15 protein-coding genes are annotated in these 18,444 nt (G+C 68.6%); 9 read left to right on the top strand and 6 right to left on the bottom strand.

What is annotated here, in order from left to right; translation table 11 throughout:
* Positions 1 to 3 precede the first annotated feature (3 nt).
* Entirely contained in the window at positions 4 to 1,578 is a 1,575-nt protein-coding gene (locus BDO18943_RS30225) for a UxaA family hydrolase (protein ID WP_175025158.1), read from the bottom strand.
* Between the two features lie 32 nt (positions 1,579 to 1,610).
* On the bottom strand, positions 1,611 to 2,924 hold the full coding sequence (locus BDO18943_RS30220; RefSeq protein WP_175025157.1) for an MFS transporter: 1,314 nt from the start codon (positions 2,922 to 2,924) through the stop codon (positions 1,611 to 1,613).
* A 233-nt stretch (positions 2,925 to 3,157) separates the two neighbouring features.
* Between BDO18943_RS30220 and BDO18943_RS30215 the strand changes: the two genes are divergently transcribed.
* On the top strand, positions 3,158 to 3,889 hold the full coding sequence (locus BDO18943_RS30215) for a GntR family transcriptional regulator (RefSeq protein WP_051890403.1): 732 nt from the start codon (positions 3,158 to 3,160) through the stop codon (positions 3,887 to 3,889).
* Between the two features lie 39 nt (positions 3,890 to 3,928).
* Here BDO18943_RS30215 and BDO18943_RS30210 read toward each other — a convergent pair whose 3' ends face one another.
* Positions 3,929 to 4,651, bottom strand: coding sequence for a FadR/GntR family transcriptional regulator (locus tag BDO18943_RS30210; protein WP_175025156.1), 723 nt, complete (start codon positions 4,649 to 4,651; stop codon positions 3,929 to 3,931).
* 267 nt (positions 4,652 to 4,918) lie between these two features.
* Here BDO18943_RS30210 and uxuA point away from each other — a divergent pair, with 267 nt between their 5' ends.
* From uxuA to BDO18943_RS30180, 6 genes are all read left to right on the top strand, one after another.
* A complete protein-coding gene (gene uxuA, locus BDO18943_RS30205; protein ID WP_175025155.1) occupies positions 4,919 to 5,983 on the top strand; it encodes a mannonate dehydratase in 1,065 nt (354 codons plus the stop codon).
* A 71-nt stretch (positions 5,984 to 6,054) separates the two neighbouring features.
* Positions 6,055 to 7,365 (top strand): MFS transporter, encoded by a 1,311-nt coding sequence (locus BDO18943_RS30200; protein ID WP_175025154.1) that lies wholly within the window; start codon positions 6,055 to 6,057, stop codon positions 7,363 to 7,365.
* A gap of 129 nt (positions 7,366 to 7,494) precedes the next feature.
* On the top strand, positions 7,495 to 8,928 hold the full coding sequence (locus BDO18943_RS30195) for an aminotransferase-like domain-containing protein (RefSeq protein ID WP_175025153.1): 1,434 nt from the start codon (positions 7,495 to 7,497) through the stop codon (positions 8,926 to 8,928).
* 80 nt (positions 8,929 to 9,008) lie between these two features.
* Positions 9,009 to 9,404 carry a hypothetical protein gene (locus BDO18943_RS30190; RefSeq protein WP_175025152.1) on the top strand — a complete coding sequence of 132 codons (396 nt, stop codon included), beginning with the start codon at positions 9,009 to 9,011 and terminating at the stop codon, positions 9,402 to 9,404.
* 195 nt (positions 9,405 to 9,599) lie between these two features.
* Positions 9,600 to 11,384 (top strand): nitrite/sulfite reductase, encoded by a 1,785-nt coding sequence (locus BDO18943_RS30185; protein WP_043191054.1) that lies wholly within the window; start codon positions 9,600 to 9,602, stop codon positions 11,382 to 11,384.
* Positions 11,381 to 11,812: a DUF934 domain-containing protein gene (locus BDO18943_RS30180; RefSeq protein WP_175025151.1), complete on the top strand. Its 432-nt coding sequence runs from the start codon at positions 11,381 to 11,383 to the stop codon at positions 11,810 to 11,812. The genes BDO18943_RS30185 and BDO18943_RS30180 overlap by 4 nt, the downstream gene beginning before the upstream one ends.
* A gap of 78 nt (positions 11,813 to 11,890) precedes the next feature.
* Here the strand turns inward: BDO18943_RS30180 and BDO18943_RS30175 are convergent, their stop codons facing one another.
* The 3 genes from BDO18943_RS30175 to BDO18943_RS30165 form a co-directional block, all read right to left on the bottom strand.
* Positions 11,891 to 13,171 (bottom strand): virulence factor family protein, encoded by a 1,281-nt coding sequence (locus BDO18943_RS30175; protein WP_043191059.1) that lies wholly within the window; start codon positions 13,169 to 13,171, stop codon positions 11,891 to 11,893.
* The gene (mprF, locus tag BDO18943_RS30170; protein ID WP_175025150.1) at positions 13,168 to 15,762 is read right to left on the bottom strand and encodes a bifunctional lysylphosphatidylglycerol flippase/synthetase MprF; all 2,595 of its coding nucleotides are present in this window, start codon (positions 15,760 to 15,762) and stop codon (positions 13,168 to 13,170) included. Before mprF ends, BDO18943_RS30175 begins: the two co-directional genes overlap by 4 nt.
* Before the next feature lie 437 nt (positions 15,763 to 16,199).
* Positions 16,200 to 17,114, bottom strand: coding sequence for a LysR family transcriptional regulator (locus BDO18943_RS30165; protein WP_175025179.1), 915 nt, complete (start codon positions 17,112 to 17,114; stop codon positions 16,200 to 16,202).
* 95 nt (positions 17,115 to 17,209) lie between these two features.
* Between BDO18943_RS30165 and BDO18943_RS30160 the strand changes: the two genes are divergently transcribed.
* Together BDO18943_RS30160 and BDO18943_RS30155 are read left to right on the top strand one after the other, a co-directional pair.
* Positions 17,210 to 17,647, top strand: a complete 438-nt coding sequence (locus BDO18943_RS30160) for a GlcG/HbpS family heme-binding protein (RefSeq protein ID WP_175025149.1) — start codon at positions 17,210 to 17,212, stop codon at positions 17,645 to 17,647.
* A gap of 4 nt (positions 17,648 to 17,651) precedes the next feature.
* Positions 17,652 to 18,428 (top strand): SDR family oxidoreductase, encoded by a 777-nt coding sequence (locus BDO18943_RS30155; RefSeq protein WP_175025148.1) that lies wholly within the window; start codon positions 17,652 to 17,654, stop codon positions 18,426 to 18,428.
* Positions 18,429 to 18,444: the final 16 nt, after the last annotated feature.

Here is an 18,444-nt window from a genome sequence, read left to right as displayed (position 1 = left end):
AAATCAGGTGATCGCGCCGATCTGCCACGGCACGAATTCGTTCTGCCCGTAGCCATGCAACTCGCTGCGCGTCGCGTGGCCGGACGCCGCATCGAGCATCATCCGAAACAGCGTCGCACCGAGTGCGTCGATGCGCACACCGCCGTCGAGCACGTCGCCGCAGTTCAGGTCGATGTCGTCGGCCTGCCGCCGCCACAGCGCACTGTTGGTCGCCAGCTTCAGCGATGGCGTCGGCGCGCAGCCGTATGCGGAGCCGCGCCCCGTCGTGAAGCAGATCAGGTTCGCGCCGCCCGCGACCTGCCCGGTCGCGGAGATCGGGTCGTAGCCTGGCGTATCCATGAACACCAGCCCTTTCGAGCGAACCGGCATCGCGTATTCGTAGACGTCGACGAGATTCGTGCTGCCGGCCTTCGCGATGCCGCCGAGCGATTTCTCCAGGACGGTCGTGAGGCCGCCGGCCTTGTTGCCGGCCGACGGGTTGTTGTTCATCGCCGCGTGATGCCGCGCGCAATAGTCCTCCCACCAACGGATGCGCTCGACCAGCTTCTCGCCCACGTCGCGCGACACCGCGCGACGCGTGAGCAAATGCTCGGCGCCGTAGATCTCCGGCGTTTCGGACAGGATCGCGGTCCCGCCGTGCTTCACCAACAGGTCGACCGCCGCGCCGAGCACAGGGTTCGCGGTAATGCCCGAATAGCCGTCGGAGCCGCCGCATTGCAGGCCGACCGTCAGGTGGCTCGCGTCGACGGGCTCGCGCCGCACGTCGTTCGCGGCGGCGAGCATCGACTCGACGAGCGCGATGCCCTTCTCGATCGTCTTGCGCGTGCCGCCGCTGTCCTGGATCGTGAACGTGCGCAGTCGCGCGTGCTCCGTCAGCCCCTGGGTTTCGAGCAGGCGCGGAATCTGGTTGGTTTCGCAACCCAGCCCGATCACCAGCACCGCCGCGAAATTCGGATGGCACGCATAGCCGCCGAGCGTGCGCTGCAGGATCGCGAGCGCATCGCCGTCGGGATCGACCGCGCAGCCGACGCCGTGCGTCAGCGCCACCACGCCGTCGACGTTCGGATACGCGGCAAGCGCGTCGGGGTGGATGTCGCGGCGGAAATGATCGGCGATGGCACGCGCGACCGTCGCCGAGCAGTTCACCGACGTCAGGATGCCGATGTAGTTGCGCGTCGCCACCCGGCCGTCGGCGCGCACGATGCCGTCGAACGTCGCGCGCTGCGCGTCGGGCACGAACGCGGTGTCGCGCGTGCCTTCGCCGAACGCGTAATCGCGCGCGAACTCGCCCATGTCGAGGTTGTGCGTGTGGACGTGCTGGCCGGGCCGGATCGGCTGGCTCGCGAAGCCGATGATCTGGCCGTAGCGGCGCACGGGCGCGCCGGCGTCGATCGCGCGCGTTGCGACCTTGTGACCGGGTGGGATCAGCCCCGCGACGCTCACGCCTTCGTCATCGAGGCGCGTGCCGCTGACGAGCTGCTCGACGGCGATGACGACGTCGTCGGCGGGATCGAGCCGGATCGTGCGTGCGCGCGACGCGGCCGGCGCCTGACGGGTTTCGGTGGGAAATGACGACATGATTCGGTTCCGGTTGAATCGGGCGACGGGCTTCAGTCGAGGCCCCGGTCGCGGTAATCGATGAGGCTCGCGCAGACGGCCAGGCCGAACGCCGCGACGACGAAAAACATCAGCGCAAGGAAATAGGTGCCGGTGAACTGCACGATGAGGCCGATCAGGATCGGCACGATGACGCCGACGATATTGCCGCCGAAGTTCATCGCGCCCGCGAGCAGGCCCGCACGGGACTGGCCGCCGAGCGTCGCGGGCACGCCCCAGAACATCCCGCACCAGCGGATGAAGAACAACGCGATCGACAGCAGCACGACGACGCTGACGAGCCCCGTCGCGAAGCTCACCGCGAGGATCGCCGCGGCAGACGCGAGGCCCGCGACCGAGAACATCACGCGCATCACGCGATTCGGCGCGCCGCCGGCCGCGCGCCACTTGTCGGCCAGCCAGCCGCCGAACAGCTCGCCGACGAAGCCGCACATGAAGATGATGAAAGTCGCGCCGCCCATCTGCTTGAGGTCGAAGCCGTGCGCCTTGTGCAGGTAGCTGGGCATCCACGTCATCAGCCCGTAGAACACGCTGTTGTAGCAGGCCCAGCTCGCGAACATGAACAGCACGGAACGGTCGCGCAGCAGCTCGCGAAACGGCACGCTCGCCTTCGGCTCGCCGGCGCGGGCCGCGGCCGCATGCACGGTCACGTGCTCGAGCTCGGCCGCGTTCACGCCGGCATGCTCGGACGGATGGTTGCGGATGTACCACCACGCGAAGATGCCGACCACGATCGTGCCCGCCCCCGCGACGACGAACGCGAGCCGCCACGAGCCGAGGCCCGCGATCAGCGCCGTGATGATGATCGCGCCGCATGCCGAGCCGAGCGGTGCCCCGCCATCGAGCAGCGCGGCGCCGCGGCCGCGCTCGGCCGGCGTAAGCCACGAACCCGCGAGCTTCGCGCCGGCGGGCATGATCGGCGATTCGGCGATGCCGAGTCCGAGCCGCGTCAGCAGCAGCGGCACCCAGCTGAAGCACACGGCCGCGACGGCCTGACAGGCGCCCCAGCCGATCGTCGCGAGGCCGACGATGGTGCGCGCCTTGTAGCGGTCGACCAGCAGCCCGCTCGGGATCTGCATCAGTGCATACGTCCAGAAGAATGCGCTGAGCAGCACCCCTTCCATCGCGGGCGACAGACTGAATTCGGTCGAGATGATCGGCAGCGCGACGGACAGCGACGCGCGGTCGATGTAGTTGATCGACGACAGCAACAACAGCAGCCAGAAAATCCGCCAGCGCACGGCGGTCGGCGCGGCGGTCGAGGCCCGGGCCGTCGGGCGGGGGCCTGCTGAGTCTTCGAGGTGCATACGTGTCTCCTGTGGGGATGAGTCGCCGGTCACGCCTTCTTCGAAGCGTTGGCCAACTAATATATTAGTTGGCAATTATAGAGATGCCTCCCGGTGTCGATACGGGGGTAAACCCGGAAATCAGTCGACCGGCGATCCCCGCCGATCCGCCGATATCGAGATGCGCATTAATATATTGGTCGACCGGCATCCATCGATGCATGCCGGCCCGCCTGCCACCCTCTAGCCTATTCATGAAGTCAGAACGCACCACCCAGGACACCTTCATCGCCCGTCTGATCCCCGCCGATTTCACACTGGACCGCTCGCAGGCCCTGTCCGTGCAGATTCACGCGCTGTTGCGCGACGCGATCGTGACGATGACGCTGCTTCCGAACGACGTCATCTACGAGCGCGCCATCGCGGAGGCGCTCGGCGTGTCGCGCACGCCCGTGCGCGAGGCGCTGCTGCAGCTCGCACGCGAGGAGCTCGTGCTGATCGCCGCGCAATCGGGTACCTTCGTCGCGCCCGTGAAGCGCGAGCAGTTCGTCGAGAGCGCGCTGATCCGCAAGGTGCTGGAGACGGCCGCGATCCGCCGCGCGGCCGAAGTCATCAGCGCGCGCGAGCTCGAACAGCTCCACGACATCCAGGACGCGCACCGGCGCGCGATCGAACGCGGCAACGCGGTCGCGGCGATCGCATGCGACAACGCGTTTCATGCCACCGTCAGCGCGGCCGCGCGGCTACCGCGCGTGCAGCAGCTCGTCGAAATCGTGCGCGCGCCGATCGACCGTGTGCGGCACGTCACCGTCCGCGATCCGATCGTCGGCGAGGTCACGCTTGCGCAGCACCAGAAAGTGCTCGACGCGCTCGAGCGGCACGACCCCGATGCGGCCGAGCGCGCACTGCACGAGCATCTCGACGATGCGTACGCACGGCAGCAGCGCGCGTACGACCAGCATGTCGGGTTGTTCGAAGGGATTTGAAGGTGGTCTAGCGGCGGCCGGCGGCCAGCAGCCGGCGCGTCAGCGCCACGCCTGAGTGAATTCCGCGATCACGCGCGACAGGTGCGCAGCCATCGAATCGCGTGCGGCGGCCGCGTCGCGCGCCATGATCGCCGCGAAGATCCGCTGGTGATCGTCCTGCGACGCCTCGCGCAGCGCGGTCGAGTGAAAATGCTCCTCGATCTTGTCCCACAGCGGATCGCTGCGCGCGCAGTCCCACATCGCCGTGACCATGTGCAGCAGCACCGTGTTGCCGGTCGCTTCCGCGATACGCAGGTGGAACTGGCGATCGGCCGCGTCGTAGGCGGCCTTGTCGTCCATCTGCTCGCGCATCGTCGTCAACGAGAAGAACAGCCGGTCGAGATCCGCATCCTTGCGTTCGGTCGCCGCGAGCGCCGCGACTTCCGCCTCGATCAGCCCGCGTGCGCGCAGCGTCTCGATCGGCCCCGGGCCGCGCGGCACCTCGAACGTCACCGGCCGCGCGGCATCGGCCGCGGACACATAGATACCCGAACCGACCCGCACCTCGACGATCCCCTGCACTTCGAGCGCAATGATCGCCTCGCGCACCTGCGTGCGGCTCACGCCGAACTGGTCGGCCAGGCTGCGCTCGGACGGCAGCCGCGCGCCGGCCTCGAACGCGCCGGCGGCCACCATCGCGTGAATCTGACGCGCCAGGCCGATATAGGAGCGGTCTGCGGCATCGGTATCGCGGCTGGCGGGCAGGCTGGAAAGATCGGTCATCGAAAGGCTCGCAACGGGCTGGCCGGCGCCGTCGCGGCGCCGGATCGCCAAAATGGTACACCAATTCCGGCCCGCATCCGGATTGCCGTGTTGGCTGGCGTGCCTGGGTCTTTCCTGTAGCGGGAGGCCAGCCGGTTCAGACCCCGACAACTGGTAAACCACTATCCCGTCAAACTGGCATACCAATCATAATCCGCTCACCGGAGACGGGCCGGCCGCTGCCGCCCGCCCGCCCGATGCAACAACCGCCAGCCAGGAGCCGCTCCAGTGAAGATGTCATTCCGTTGGTACGGCGAGTCCGATCCGGTCTCGCTGCAATACATCCGCCAGATCCCGGGCGTCACGCATATCGTGTCCGCGATCTACGACGAACCGGTGGGCGAAGTCTGGCCCGCGCACAAGATCGATGCGCTGAAGGCGACGATCGAGCGCGCCGGCCTGCAGTTCGAAGTCGTCGAATCGGTGCCCGTCCACGAGGACATCAAGCTCGGCAAGCCGGGCCGCGACCGCCTGATCGACCACTACCGTCAGACGATTCGTCATCTCGGCGCGGCCGGCGTGCGCGTCATCTGCTACAACTTCATGCCCGTGTTCGACTGGACGCGCACCGAGCTGTCGAAGACGCTCGACGACGGCTCGACCTGCCTCGCGTTCAGCACCGACGCGGTCGACCGGATCGATCCGGACGACGGCATCGCGCTGCCGGGCTGGGATTCGAGCTACCAGCCCGACCAGTTGAAGGCGCTGCTCGCCGAGTATCGTGACGTCGACGAGGCGGCGCTGTGGGCGAACCTCGAATACTTCCTGAAGGCGATCGTCCCCGTCGCCGAGGAAGCCGGCGTGAAGATGGCGATCCACCCCGACGATCCGCCGCGCCCGATCTTCGGGCTGCCGCGCATCGTGAAGAACCGCGACGATCTCGCGCGGATCCTGCGCATCGTCGACACGCCCGCGAACGGGCTGACGCTGTGCTCGGGCTCGCTCGGCGCGGGCCCGCAGAACGATGTCGAGGCACTCGTGCGCGAATTCGGCGCGATGGGCCGGATCCACTTCGCGCACATCCGCAACGTGAAAGTCGACGCGAACGGCGATTTCGAGGAAACCGCGCATCTGTCGAGCTGCGGTTCGCTCGACATCGCCGCGATCGTGAAGGCCTACCACGACACCGGCTTCACCGGCTACGTCCGCCCCGACCACGGCCGCATGATCTGGGGCGAGACGGGCAAGCCCGGCTACGGCCTCTACGACCGCGCGCTCGGCGCGGTCTACCTGAACGGCCTGTGGGAAGCGCTCGCGAAGTTCGACCGCACGCCGCCGCACACCCCCCGATAACCCGCCCATCGAGGCGCCCGGCGCAGCGGATCGCCGGCCGCCCGTCACGACATTCCGCGCGGAGACACCACATGCCACGCATCCGATGGGCCATGATCCTGATGTGCTTCCTGGCCAACGTCATTAACTTCATCGACCGCGCGAACCTCGCGATCGCGGCGCCCAGCATCCGCGCCGATCTCGGCCTCGACGCGGTCGGCATGGGGCTCGTGCTGAGCGCGTTCTTCTGGACCTACGCGTTCCTGCAACTGCCGGCCGGCTGGTTCATCGACAAGGTCGGCGTGCGCGTGAGCCTCGCGCTCGCGGTCGGCTGGTGGTCGGTGTTCACCGTCGCGACGGGCGCCGCGCGCGGCCTCGCACAACTCGTCGGCGTGCGGCTGATGCTCGGCGTCGGCGAAGCGGCCGCGATCCCGTCGTTCGCGAAGGTCGCGTTCAACTGGTTCCCGCGCAGCGAACGCGGGCTCGCGAGCAGCATCTTCGACAGCGGCTCGCGCGTCGGCTCCGCGCTGTCGCTGCCGCTCGTCGCGTGGCTGATCTCGATCGTCGGCTGGCGCGGGTCGTTCGCGATCACGGGCGGCATCGGCATCGTGTGGGCACTGGCATGGTGGTTCGTCTATCGCGACCCGGAACGCTATCGCGCGATTGCGCCCGACGCAGTCGATGCGCTGCTCGCGCAACGCGGCGCCCCAACCGTTGCGGCCGCAACCGACGGCCCGAAGGTGTCGTGGCTCGACCTGTTCCGCTACCGCACCGTGTGGGGGATGATGATCGGCCTGTTCTGCCTGAACTTCGCGATCTACTTCTTCATCACGTGGTTCCCGAGCTACCTGCTGCAATCGCGCGGCTTCTCGCTCGCGTCGCTCGGCACGTGGGGGATGCTGCCCGCGCTGCTCGCGATTCCGGGCGGCTGGCTCGGCGGCTATGTGTCGGACAGCCTGTTCCGCCGCGGCTGGAGCGCGACCGCCGCGCGCAAGACCTGCCTCGTGATCGGGATGCTGCTGTCTTCGTCGATCGCGCTGTCGGCGTTCGTCGAAAACGTGTGGGCCTGCCTCGGCCTGTTTGCGCTGGCTTATGCGAGCCTGTCGTTCGCGGGCGCCAACGTGTGGACGCTCGTCGGCGAAGTCGCACCGACGCCCGCGCATGTCGCGTCGCTCGGCGGCATCCAGAACTTCGCGGGCAACCTCGCGGGGATCTTCATCACGACGTTCACGGGCGTGATGCTGTCGATCACGAAGGGCTCGTTCGTCGTGCCGCTCGCGGTGGCCGGCGCGTTGTGCGTGGTCGGCGCGCTGTCGTACCTGTTCATCGTCGGCAAGGTCGAGCCGTTGCCGCCGCTGCGCGGCGCGGCGAACGGGCAGACCGTCGAGCCGAACGCGGCCTGACACAACGGGAAAGCGCGGCCGACGCGCCTGCGCTTTCCTTTTCGGGCCGCGCATCGGACAATGAGCCGCGCCCGCCGGCGCGGCGCCGCTCCGGCCCGCGCGCGGCGACGGCGCGCGCCACCCTCGCCGATGAAACGCTACGAAACCCTCGCCCACACGATCGCCGACGACATCCGCAACGGCAACCTCGCCGTCGGCACGCGCCTGCCGTCGTTACGGCAGATCATTGCGCAGCACGGCGTGAGCCAGTCGACGGTATTTCGCGCGTACTACCTGCTCGAACAGTGGGGGCTGATCCGCGCGCGCGAACGCTCGGGCTACTACGTCGCGCCGGGCGCCACGCCGGCAGCGAGCCCGGCTGCCAAGCGCCGCGCAAGCCGTGCCGGCGCCACGCGCAAGGTCGACATCAGCAGCCTCGTGTTCTCCGTCCTCGACGCGGCCACGCAACCCGGCATCGTGCCGCTCGGCTCCGCCTTCCCGGCGCCGCAACTGTTTCCGCTGCCGCGTCTCGCGAAATCGCTCGCGCAAGCCACGCGGCTCGTCAGCCCGTGGAGCACGGTCGTCGACCTGCCGCCCGGCAACGAGGCGCTGCGCCAGCAGATCGCACGGCGCTATCTCGCGACGGGCATCTCGCAGCCGATCGACGAGATCGTCGTCACGAACGGCGCGCTCGAAGCGCTGAACCTGTGCCTGATGGCCGTCACGCGGCCCGGCGACGTCGTGGCCGTCGAAGCGCCCGGCTTCTATGCGGCACTGCAGGCGATCGAGCGGCTCGACCTGCGCGCGGTCGAGATTCCCGTCGATCCGCGCACGGGCCTCGACCTCGAAGCGCTCGCGAACGCGCTCGACCGGCACGACATCCGCGCGTGCTGGTTCATGACCAATTTCCAGAATCCGACCGGCGTCACGCTGTCCGCCGAGAAAAAGCGCGCGCTCGTCGAGTTGCTCGCCGCGCGCGAGGTGCCGCTGATCGAGGACGACGTGTACGGCGAGCTGCACTTCGGCCCCGACTATCCGCTGCCCGCGCGCGCATTCGATCGGCACGGCCTCGTGATGCACTGCAGTTCGTTCTCGAAGACGCTCGCACCCGGCTACCGGATCGGCTGGGCCGCCGCCGGCCGGTTCGCGGAGAAGGTGCAGCGGCTCAAGCTGATGACGACGCTGTCGGCGAGCATTCCCGCGCAGGTCGGCATCGCGAACTATCTCGAGCATGGCGGCTACGACCGGCACCTGCGCAAGCTGCGCGGCGCGCTGCACACGCAGCTCGACCGGATGGACGACGCGCTGCGGCGCTGGCTGCCGGCCGGCGTCGAGTGGGTACGGCCCGAAGGCGGCTATTTTCTGTGGCTCGCGTTTCCCGACGCGATCGACGCGATGGAACTGCATCGCCAGGCGATCGCACGCGGGATCAGCTTCGCGCCGGGGCCGCTGTTTTCAGCCGCGCATGGCTTCGAGCGTTGCGTGCGCGTGAACTTCGGCCATCCGTGGAGCCGCGACATCGAACATGCGATCCGCGTGCTCGGCGAGCTCGTCGCGCAGCCTTCGGTGCGCAAGGGCGGTTGAATCGCACACGGTGCGCATGGTGATGCACGCAATCCACCCGCGGGTTACAGTGCTGATCCCGCCGTCCTTCATGAATTCCCATGAGTCAACTGCCCTACCTCGATCACGACGCGCTGTTGAAACTGACGGCTGAAGCCGCGCACGTCACGCAATCGTGCACCTGCACGAAAACGCCGCTCGCCGGCTGGACGACCCTGCCGCTGTCGCTGCAGGACGCGCAACTGATCGAAGTCGCCACGCTCGCGCCGCCCGGCGAGACGGAGCCGACCTACGCCGAATATCATCCGGGCGGCACGCACTACGCGTCGGACGACGCGCCGATCGCCCTGCGCCATTTCCCGTACAACCGCTGCACCGTCAATCGCTGCCGCTCGTGCGCACGCCTGTTCCTGCGCTACCAGGAAGGCGGCGGCTACTTCATCGACCAGCGCATCCGCGCGCTCGATCCGGCACGCGTCGTCGACGCCGACGCATAACCACCCGCCACGGGCATGCACGTGCCCGCCCCGCGCCGGCGCCACGCCGGCCATCTGCTGCGCCCTTTTCGTCCCGATCTGCTGCTTGTCCCACCGCACCGCGTTCCCTACGCTGTCTCCGGTTGCCTGACACCCGTCGCAACGTCTGTCCCAAGCCGCGCGCTTCGCGCCGCGGCGCCTCTCGCGTATCACGTCATGTATCGATATACCGTTTTCGACCGGGCGCTCGTACACAGCCGCGCCGCCCAGTTTCGCGACCAGCTCGAACGCTGGCAGCACGGCACGCTGAGCGAAGACGCGTTCCGGCCGCTGCGCCTGCAGAACGGCTGGTACGTGCAGCGCCACGCGCCGATGCTGCGCGTCGCCGTGCCGTACGGCGAACTGTCGAGCGCGCAGCTGCGCGTGCTCGCGCGGATCGCGCGCGACTACGACGTGCCCGACGACGCCACCTACCGCGCCGCATGCGACGCGCAGGCGTTGCTCGGCACGCTGCGCCTGCCGACCCGCAGCGCGCACTTCACGACGCGCACCAACGTGCAGTTCAACTGGATTCCGCTCGCGAAAGCAGCCGACGTGATGGACCTGCTCGCGACCGTCGACATGCACGGCATCCAGACGAGCGGCAACTGCATCCGCAACATCTCGTGCGACGAGCGCGCCGGCGTCGCGCCGGACGAGATCGCCGATCCGCGCCCGTTCGCCGAGGTGATGCGCCAGTGGACGACGCTGCACCCCGAATTCGCGTTCCTGCCGCGCAAGTTCAAGATCGCGATCACGGGCGCGGCCGAAGATCGCGCGGCCACCGACTGGCACGACGTCGGGCTGAAGCTCGTGCGCGACGACGCGGGCGCGCTCGGCTTCCGCGTGAGCGTCGGCGGCGGGATGGGCCGCACGCCGACGATCGCGACGCTGCTGCGCGCGTTCCTGCCGTGGCAACACGTGATGAACTACATCGAGGCGATCGTCCGCGTGTACAACCGCTACGGACGGCGTGACAACAAGTACAAGGCGCGCATCAAGATCCTCGTCAAGACCGAGGGGCAGCGCTACATCGATGACGTCGAGGAGGAGTTCCGCCAGATCGTCGATCACGACGGCGCGCCGCACACGATTCCGCAGGTCGAGTTCGACCGCGTCGCCGCGTCGTTCGTCCCGCCGCGGCTCAAGCCGCGCACGGCCAGCCTGCGCGACGCGAACCTGCGCGTGTCCGCCCAGGCGGCACGCCATCCGGCCTTCGCGCGCTGGCTCGCCCGCAATGTCGCCGGCCACCGCGACCCGGCGCTGCGCATCGTCACGCTGTCGTTCAAGCGCCGCCTGCAGGCGCCGGGCGACGCGTCGCCCGACCAGCTCGATGCGCTCGCCGATCTCGCCGACCGCTTCTCGGCCGGCGAGGCCCGCGTCACGCACACGCAAAACGTCGTGCTGCCGTGGGTGCATGTCGACGATCTGTTCCTGCTGTGGGAAAACGCGCGCGCGATCGGGCTCGCCAGCGCGAACGTCGGACTCCTGACGGACATGATCGCGTGCCCGGGCGGCGACTTCTGCGCGCTCGCGAATGCACGCTCGATCCCGATTGCCGATGCGATAGCCGAGCGCTTCCAGGATCTCGACATGCTGCACGACGTCGGCGACATCGACCTGCACATCAGCGGCTGCATCAACTCGTGCGGCCATCATCACAGCGGCCACCTCGGCATCCTCGGCGTCGACAAGGACGGCGCCGAGTGGTACCAGGTCACGCTCGGCGGTTCGGACGGCTCGACCGCGAGCGGCCCCGCGCGGCCGGGCAAGGTGATCGGCCCGTCGTTTTCGGCGGACGAGATCGTCGATGTCGTCGATGCGATCGTCAACGCATATCTCGACGCGCGGATCGATGAGGACGGCCGCAGCGAACGATTCATCGACACGGTGCGCCGCATCGGCGCGGAACCCTTCAAGGCCGCCGCGAACGACGCGCGCCACCAGGCGGAGCACGCATGAAGCAAGCACACCCGACCGCACGCATCCGGCTGCTGACGCCGGCCGAACACACCGGCGACACGCAGCAGCACGACGCCGCGACGCTGACGATCGGCAACGACGAGGAACTGCCGCCGCTCGCCGCGCAAATCGCGCAGGCTGCGCGTATCGACCTGCAGTTTCCGTCGTTCACCGATGGCCGCGCGTACAGCCAGGCGTACCTGCTGCGCAAGCGCTACGGCTTCGCCGGCGACCTGCGCGCGACCGGCGACGTACTGGTCGACCAGGTGCTGCTGATGGAGCGCACGGGGTTTTCGAGCGCGGTGCTCGGCGACGGTACGGACATCACGGCCGCGCGGCGGCAGCTCGACCGGTTCCCGGGCTTCTATCAGCGCGATGCGAGAACGGCACTGCCGCAGCAGGACGCGGCCACGCCCGCCGGAAAATGAAACGGGCGGCCCGCAGGCCGCCCGTACGATGCACCGGACGCTACCGGCCGGTGCCCGCCGCGAAGCGGGCGCCGGCGTTCAGCGCGCCGCCACCGGCTTGCCGAACGCGCCGAGGATCTTCTTCTCGAGCGCGATGTAGTCGCGGCCGAAGTGGTGATCGCCCTGCGTCTTGATCACGTCGACGCCCGTGTTCACCAGCGCCGGGCACATCGTGTCCTTCTCTTCCGCGCCATAGAAGCACTGCACGAGCTGCGGCGGCACCTTCGCCATTTCCGGCGCGACCTTCAGCGCCTTGTCGCTCGCGGGCATGCCGAGCCAGCCCGTCACGCGGATCTGGAAATCGGCGGCCGGCGCGAAGCCGAGCAGCGACATCACGGCGACCTTGTCGCGCAGGTCGGCCGGCAGCCGGTTGTACGCGAACGGCATCACGTCGGCGCCGAACGAATAGCCGACCAGCGCCACGCGATTCGCATGCCAGCGCGCCGTGTAGGTACGCATCACGCGTGCGAGATCGCGGCTCACCTGTGCCGGCGGCTTCTCGCTCCAGAAATAGCGCAGGCTGTCGATGCCGACCACCGACACGCCGTCGCGCTGCAGCGCCTCGGCGATCGTCTTGTCGAGATCGCGCCAGCCGCCGTCGCCCGAGATCACGATCGCGAGCCGGTCGCTGCCGCCCTTGGCCGGCAGCTCGACGAGCGGCAGGTCCGACACGTCGAGCTCGTCGCCGCTGGTGGTGTCCCGCAGATGCGACGTGACCAGCGACACGAGCTTCGTGCTATCGCCCGCGGCAGCCGTTTCGACGAAACCCGGCATCGCGCGGCGCACGATCGTCGGATCGGGCGGACACGGCTTGAAGCGCGGATCGAGCTTGGCAGCCGGATCAACCGATACGACGCCGGCGATCGTGTTCTCCGGCGCCATCGACAGGATCTGCTTCGCGATCGCGCCGCCCTGGCCCACGCCCGCGACGATCGGCGTGAAGTAGCGCGACGATTGCGCAAGGCGTTCGAGCTGGTGGCTGACCGCTTCGGCGTCGCCGTCGAGGTGGTGGCAGGTCTCCTGCTTCGCAGCGAGATTCATCGCATACCGCTCGGAATCGACGCCGACCGTCATCGCACCGGCCTTCGCCAGCGCATCGGCGGCCTGCTGGTCGGCCGCATTCCAGCCGGCCTCGCGCGAGAACAGCACGACGAAGCCGCGCAACGGCCCGCTGGGTTTGGTGACGGTAACGGGCCCATAGCGGCCGCCCGATACGGTTTCGGCCTTCACTGCGGCTGGCTGCGTGGCGCACGCGGCGCCGGCCAGCATCATTCCCGCGCAGGCGGCTGCCGCCCGCGCGATTCCCTTCTTCAACATCATGAGCGCCGACCTCCAGCCAGCAATGACAGATCCGCCAGCGTGACGAACACGCCGACCGTGCCCGAGGCCGCGAGATAACGCGGCTCCCAGTGCGGTTCGAACTTGCTCTTGAATGCGCGCAAGCCGCGGAAGTTGTAGAAGCGGCCGCCGAAGCGCCAGACCATCAGGCCGATCCGGTGCAACGGCGACGGCATCTTCGCCGCCCCCATCCCCGAGAACGGCGCGATGCCAAGGCTCAGCTTGCGGAAGCCCGCTTCCTTCAGATGCAGCGCGAGCTGCGTAAACAGATATTCCATCGCATACGGCGACGCGTCCGGCAGATGGCGCATCACGCCGACCGTTGCCTCGGTGTTGAGGTCGGTCGTCATGAACGTGACGAACGCGATCGGCTTGTCGGCCTGACGCACGAGCATCACCGACTGGGTCGCCAGATAGCCGTCGTGGAACGCGGCGACCGAGAAGCTCTTCTCGCGCGCGTCGCGGCTGTCGAGCCAGCCGTCCGAGATGTCGCGCAGCGCCGGCAGCGCGGCCGGCACGTCGCACGGCGCGATCACCTCGACCGTCAGCGCGTCCTTGTCGCCGCGGCGCAGCGCGTAGCGCAGGTGCGACCGGTTCGAGCCCTTCAGGTCGAACTGGTCGAGCGCGATATGCGCTTCCTCGCCGAGCTTCATCAGCGTGAGCCCCGCGTCGAGATACAGCGGCAGCGCGTTCGCACGCACCTGGTAGAACGCCGCACGGCCGCTATGCGCATGCGCGAGCGCGATGAACTTGCTGATCAGTGCCGGCCATTCCTCGCGCGGCCCGACCGGGTCGTGGAGCGCGGCCCACGTGCGGCCGTTCTTCGCATACATCAGGAATGCCTGGCGCGACTCCGAGAACAGGAACGACTTGTCGCCCATCAGCGCGAGGCCCGCATCGCTGCATTCCTGCGCGCGGATGATCCGTTCGGCATCCGACAGATCCTGCGCCACGGGCTTCACGAAACGGCCGGGGGCCGGGCGCAGCAGTTGCCACAGCGCGAACAGCGCGACGAACACGCCGGCCGCGAGCGTCGCGCGCAGTGCCCGCGGCGCACGCGCGTCGAACGAGAAATGCGACCACAGCTCGCGCGTGTACGGCACGTCGCGGAACGCGAAGAACAGCACCCACACGGCCAGCATCAGCACCATCGCCACCGACACGAACCAGCTTACGGTAAAGCGCTCGGCCAGTAGCGACGAATGGCGGTTGAAACGGCGACGGCTGACGAGCAGCAGCACCAGCAGCGTGCCGAGCACGCCGGCCTCGACGAATGCGAGGCCCTTCACCAGCGACAGCCCGAGGCTGGCGAGCGTCAGCGCGAAGGTCATCCACCATGCGCCGTCGAGACGGCGCAGCAGCCCGCGCGCGACGAACAGCAGCGCGACGCCGAGCACGCTGCAGATCACCTGCGAACCTTCGAGCACCCACAGCGGCACGAGGTGGCGCAGGATCGCGATCCGGTGCCAGAACGCGGGCGTCGCGCTCGAGATCACCAGCATCCCGCCGACCGCGAACGTCACGAGGCTCAGGAACACCGGGGCGAGCTGCGACACGCGCACGGCCTGCCGCGTCACGAGCCGGCGCCGCAGCGCGCGGCCTTCGAAACCGGCCAGCAGGCCGGCCGACAGCACGAGCGGCACGCCGAAATAGATCGCGCGGTACGCGATCAGCGCGGCGACCATCGCGTGCGGCGGCACTTCGCGGCCGAGCGTGAAGACCATCGCGGCTTCGAACACGCCGATCCCGCCCGGCGTGTGGCCGATCATCCCGAGCAGCAACGCGGCGGCGTAAACAGTAATGAAGGTCGGGAAGCCGACCGGCGCGGCCGGCAGCAGCACCCACAGCGTCAGGCCCGCCGCGACGACGTCGAGGACCGCATAGACGACCTGCGCGACGAGATCGCGCCGCGCCGGCACGTCGAACGACAGCCACTTGAAGCGCGTGACGACCGGGCGCGCGGTGTTGCCGCACATCACGACCATCGCGGCCAGCCCCACCAGCAGCACCGCGCCGGTCCACGTCAGCACGCCGGGCGCGACGTGCAGCATCGCGGCGAGCGCCTCCGGCACGCAGACCATGCCGATCGCCGTCATCCACACCATCGCGAGCGCCAGCGTGCCGCTCGTGAACACCGTCATCCGGCCGATCTGCGCGGGCGTGACGCCCGACACGCCGTACACGCGGGCGCGCACCGCGCCGCCCGTCAGCGCGCCGAAGCCGGTCGCGTTACCGAGTGCGGACCCGGCGATCGCGCCGATCCACAACGCGACGCGCGGCACCTTCGCGGCGACATAGCGCAGGCCGACCGCGTCGCGGGCGACAAGCGCGAGATAACTGAGAGCCGTCGCGGCCAGCGATGCGCCCCACTCGCCGACGGACATGTGACGCAATTCGCGGATCACCGACCGGTAGTCGACGGATTCCGACAGGTGCTGGAAAACCACGATCAGCAGCAGGCCGATGCCGAGCGCGAGCAGCGGCGACAGCAGACGCTCGTTGCGGATCAGCGCCCGGACACGGGCGATCACCGCCGCGGCGCGGCCGGGCGAACCAGAGTGGCGGGAAGACATAGCGTGTTCAGTGGTGGTGCATAGCGAGTCGCGGCGCAAGGCGGCCAGGCGGCGACGTATCTGGTTGTTCTGCGTGGGCGGTCGGCCGAAGGAATGGGCAGGTGACGCCTGGATCAGAACTTACGAGTATACGGAATTTATATTACAGAATCTTTCAGGTTCGGATTGTGCGGATTTGTCGTGCCGCGTGCGTAAAAATCGCATCAAAAATAGTGCGTCCGACAAACGCAAGGTGCGCATCATACCGGGAACCGGACACGATTTTTCATCGGATGAATGGCCGGTGGCGGATTGGGGAGAAATTCTCCCGGCCGGACGGCACGGGCGAGGACGGATTCACCTGCTGGCGCGGCCCTTCGGAAATGGGGACGGGGTAGCCTGCGTGACCGGCGCTTGCCCTGTTCCGCCCCGGGAACACTCGGCCCCCGTTACTGCGGCTACGCGTCGTCCGCACCGTTGCGTTCACGCAGCACGTCGATGAACGCACGCAGCTTGGCCGGCACGTGCTTGCGATTGACGTAGTACAGCCACATCGGCGGCAGCGTGCGGCATGCCCCGGGCAGCACCTCGACGAGCGTGCCGTCGCGCACGTCCTGCTCGATCCGCTCGCGCATGAACGCGAACGCGATGCCGACGCCCGCGCGCGCCGCATCGATCACCGCGTCGGCATCGTTCGTCACGAACACGCCGTCCGGATCGAGATCGACGTCGCGCTGCCCGTCGCGCAACAGCCATTTGTGCAGGCGTCCGCTCTCCGAGAACCGGAAACGGATGCACGCATGCCGCTCGAGCGCCGCAATCGACTCAGGCGCGCCATACCGTGCCAGATAACCGGGCGACGCAACCAGCGCACACGTCAACGCCGGCGCGATCCGCACGCCGATCATGCCCGGCTGCAGCCGGTCGGCCAGGCGAATCCCCGCGTCGAACCCGTCCTTCGCGATATCGACCAGTTCGTTCTCGTAGCGGATCTCGAGCCGGACTTTCGGGTAGCGTTCGCGGAACGTGGCGAGCACCGGCGCGATCACGAGCGCTCGCGCCAGCGGCAGCGCGGTCACACGCAACAACCCGTTTGGCTCGCTGCGTGCATCCTTCAGTTCGTCGCGGGCCTGCATGACCTGCCGGTAAGCAGGCTCCGTCTGCCGCCAGTAGCGCTGGCCGGCTTCCGTCAGGCTCACGCCGCGCGTGCTGCGGTTGAACAGCTTCACGTTCAGCTCGCCCTCGAGCTGCCCGATCGCGAGGCTGACGGCCGCCGGCGTCAGGCCCAGCGCGGCGGCGGCACGCGTGAAGTTGCCGGCCGTCGCGACGGTCATGAACACGTGCAGCCCGGCCATCGGATCGCGTCTGCTCATCATTAAAAAAACTTGAAACTCCTTCGAGCGGAATGCGGATTCTCCCATATACCGCAACTGCCTACACTGGCACTGTCGTCCTACCGGAGCCTTGCATGAACCCGCTCACCGCCGCGCTGCCGCTCGCAGCCGCCCGCCGCACGATCGACGCGGCACTTGCGCATGCCGCATCGCTGCAGGTCGCCGGCATCGCCGTCGCGATCGTCGATGCCGGCGCGAACCTGCTCGCGTTCGCGCGCACCGACGACTGCTTTCTCGGCGCGATCGATCTCGCGCAGCGCAAGGCGCTGACGGCGGTCCGCTTCCGCGCATCGACCGACGCGCTCGGTGCGATGTCGGGCGACGGTCCGCTGCGCGGCATCGAACACAGCCACGGCGGGCTCGTCACGTTCGGCGGCGGCGAACCGCTCGTCGACGGCGACGGGCGCTGCGTCGGCGCGATCGGCATCTCGGGCGGCAGCGTCGACGAAGACACCGCGATCGCGCAGCACTGCCGCGACCGCTTTCCGGCAACGTTCCACTCCACAAGGTAAGCACATGGCACAGAAACGCATCCTCATCACCGGCGCGGGCACCGGCTTCGGCCACGAAGTCGCGCTGCGCCTCGCCGAACGCGGTCACGACGTGACGGCCGGCGTACGCGTCACCGCCGAAATCGACGCACTGACGGCCGCCGCCACGCAGCGCGGCACGGCGCTGCGCGCGATCAAGCTCGACGTGACGTCGCCTCACGATCGCGCCCGCGCGGCCGATCTCGATATCGACGTGCTCGTGAACAACGCGGGCGTCGGCGAAGCCGGCGCGCTGGTGGACCTGCCGGTCGAGATCGTCCGCGAGCTGTTCGACGTCAACGTGTTCGGGCCGCTCGAACTCACGCAGCAGATCGCGCGCGGCATGCTCGCGCGCCGGCACGGCAAGATCGTGTTCGTGTCGTCGATCGCAGGCCTGATCACGGGGCCGTTCACGGGCGCCTATTGCGCGTCGAAGCACGCGATCGAATCGGTCGCCGAGGCGATGCACGCGGAACTCGCCCCGCACGGAATCAAGGTCGCGGTCGTGAACCCCGGCCCGTACAGCACGGGCTTCAACGACCGGATGATGGAAACGGCGCGACGCTGGCGCGATCCGGCCGCGCACACCGTGACGCCCGAGCGGCTGACGTTCCCGCTCGAACAGCACGATCCGGAGGAAATGATCGCGAAGATGGTCGACGTGATCGACAGCGACGGCGGCGCGTTCCGCAACCTGCTGCCGAAATCGTCGGAAGCGTTCGTGCGCGCCGAACAGGCACGCGCGTGGGAGCGGCAGCAGTAACCCGCCGGCGGAGCGG

Source organism: Burkholderia aenigmatica (assembly GCF_902499175.1).
Taxonomy (GTDB): Bacteria; Pseudomonadota; Gammaproteobacteria; order Burkholderiales; family Burkholderiaceae; genus Burkholderia; species Burkholderia aenigmatica.
This window is presented reverse-complemented; position numbering and strand designations above follow the sequence as displayed.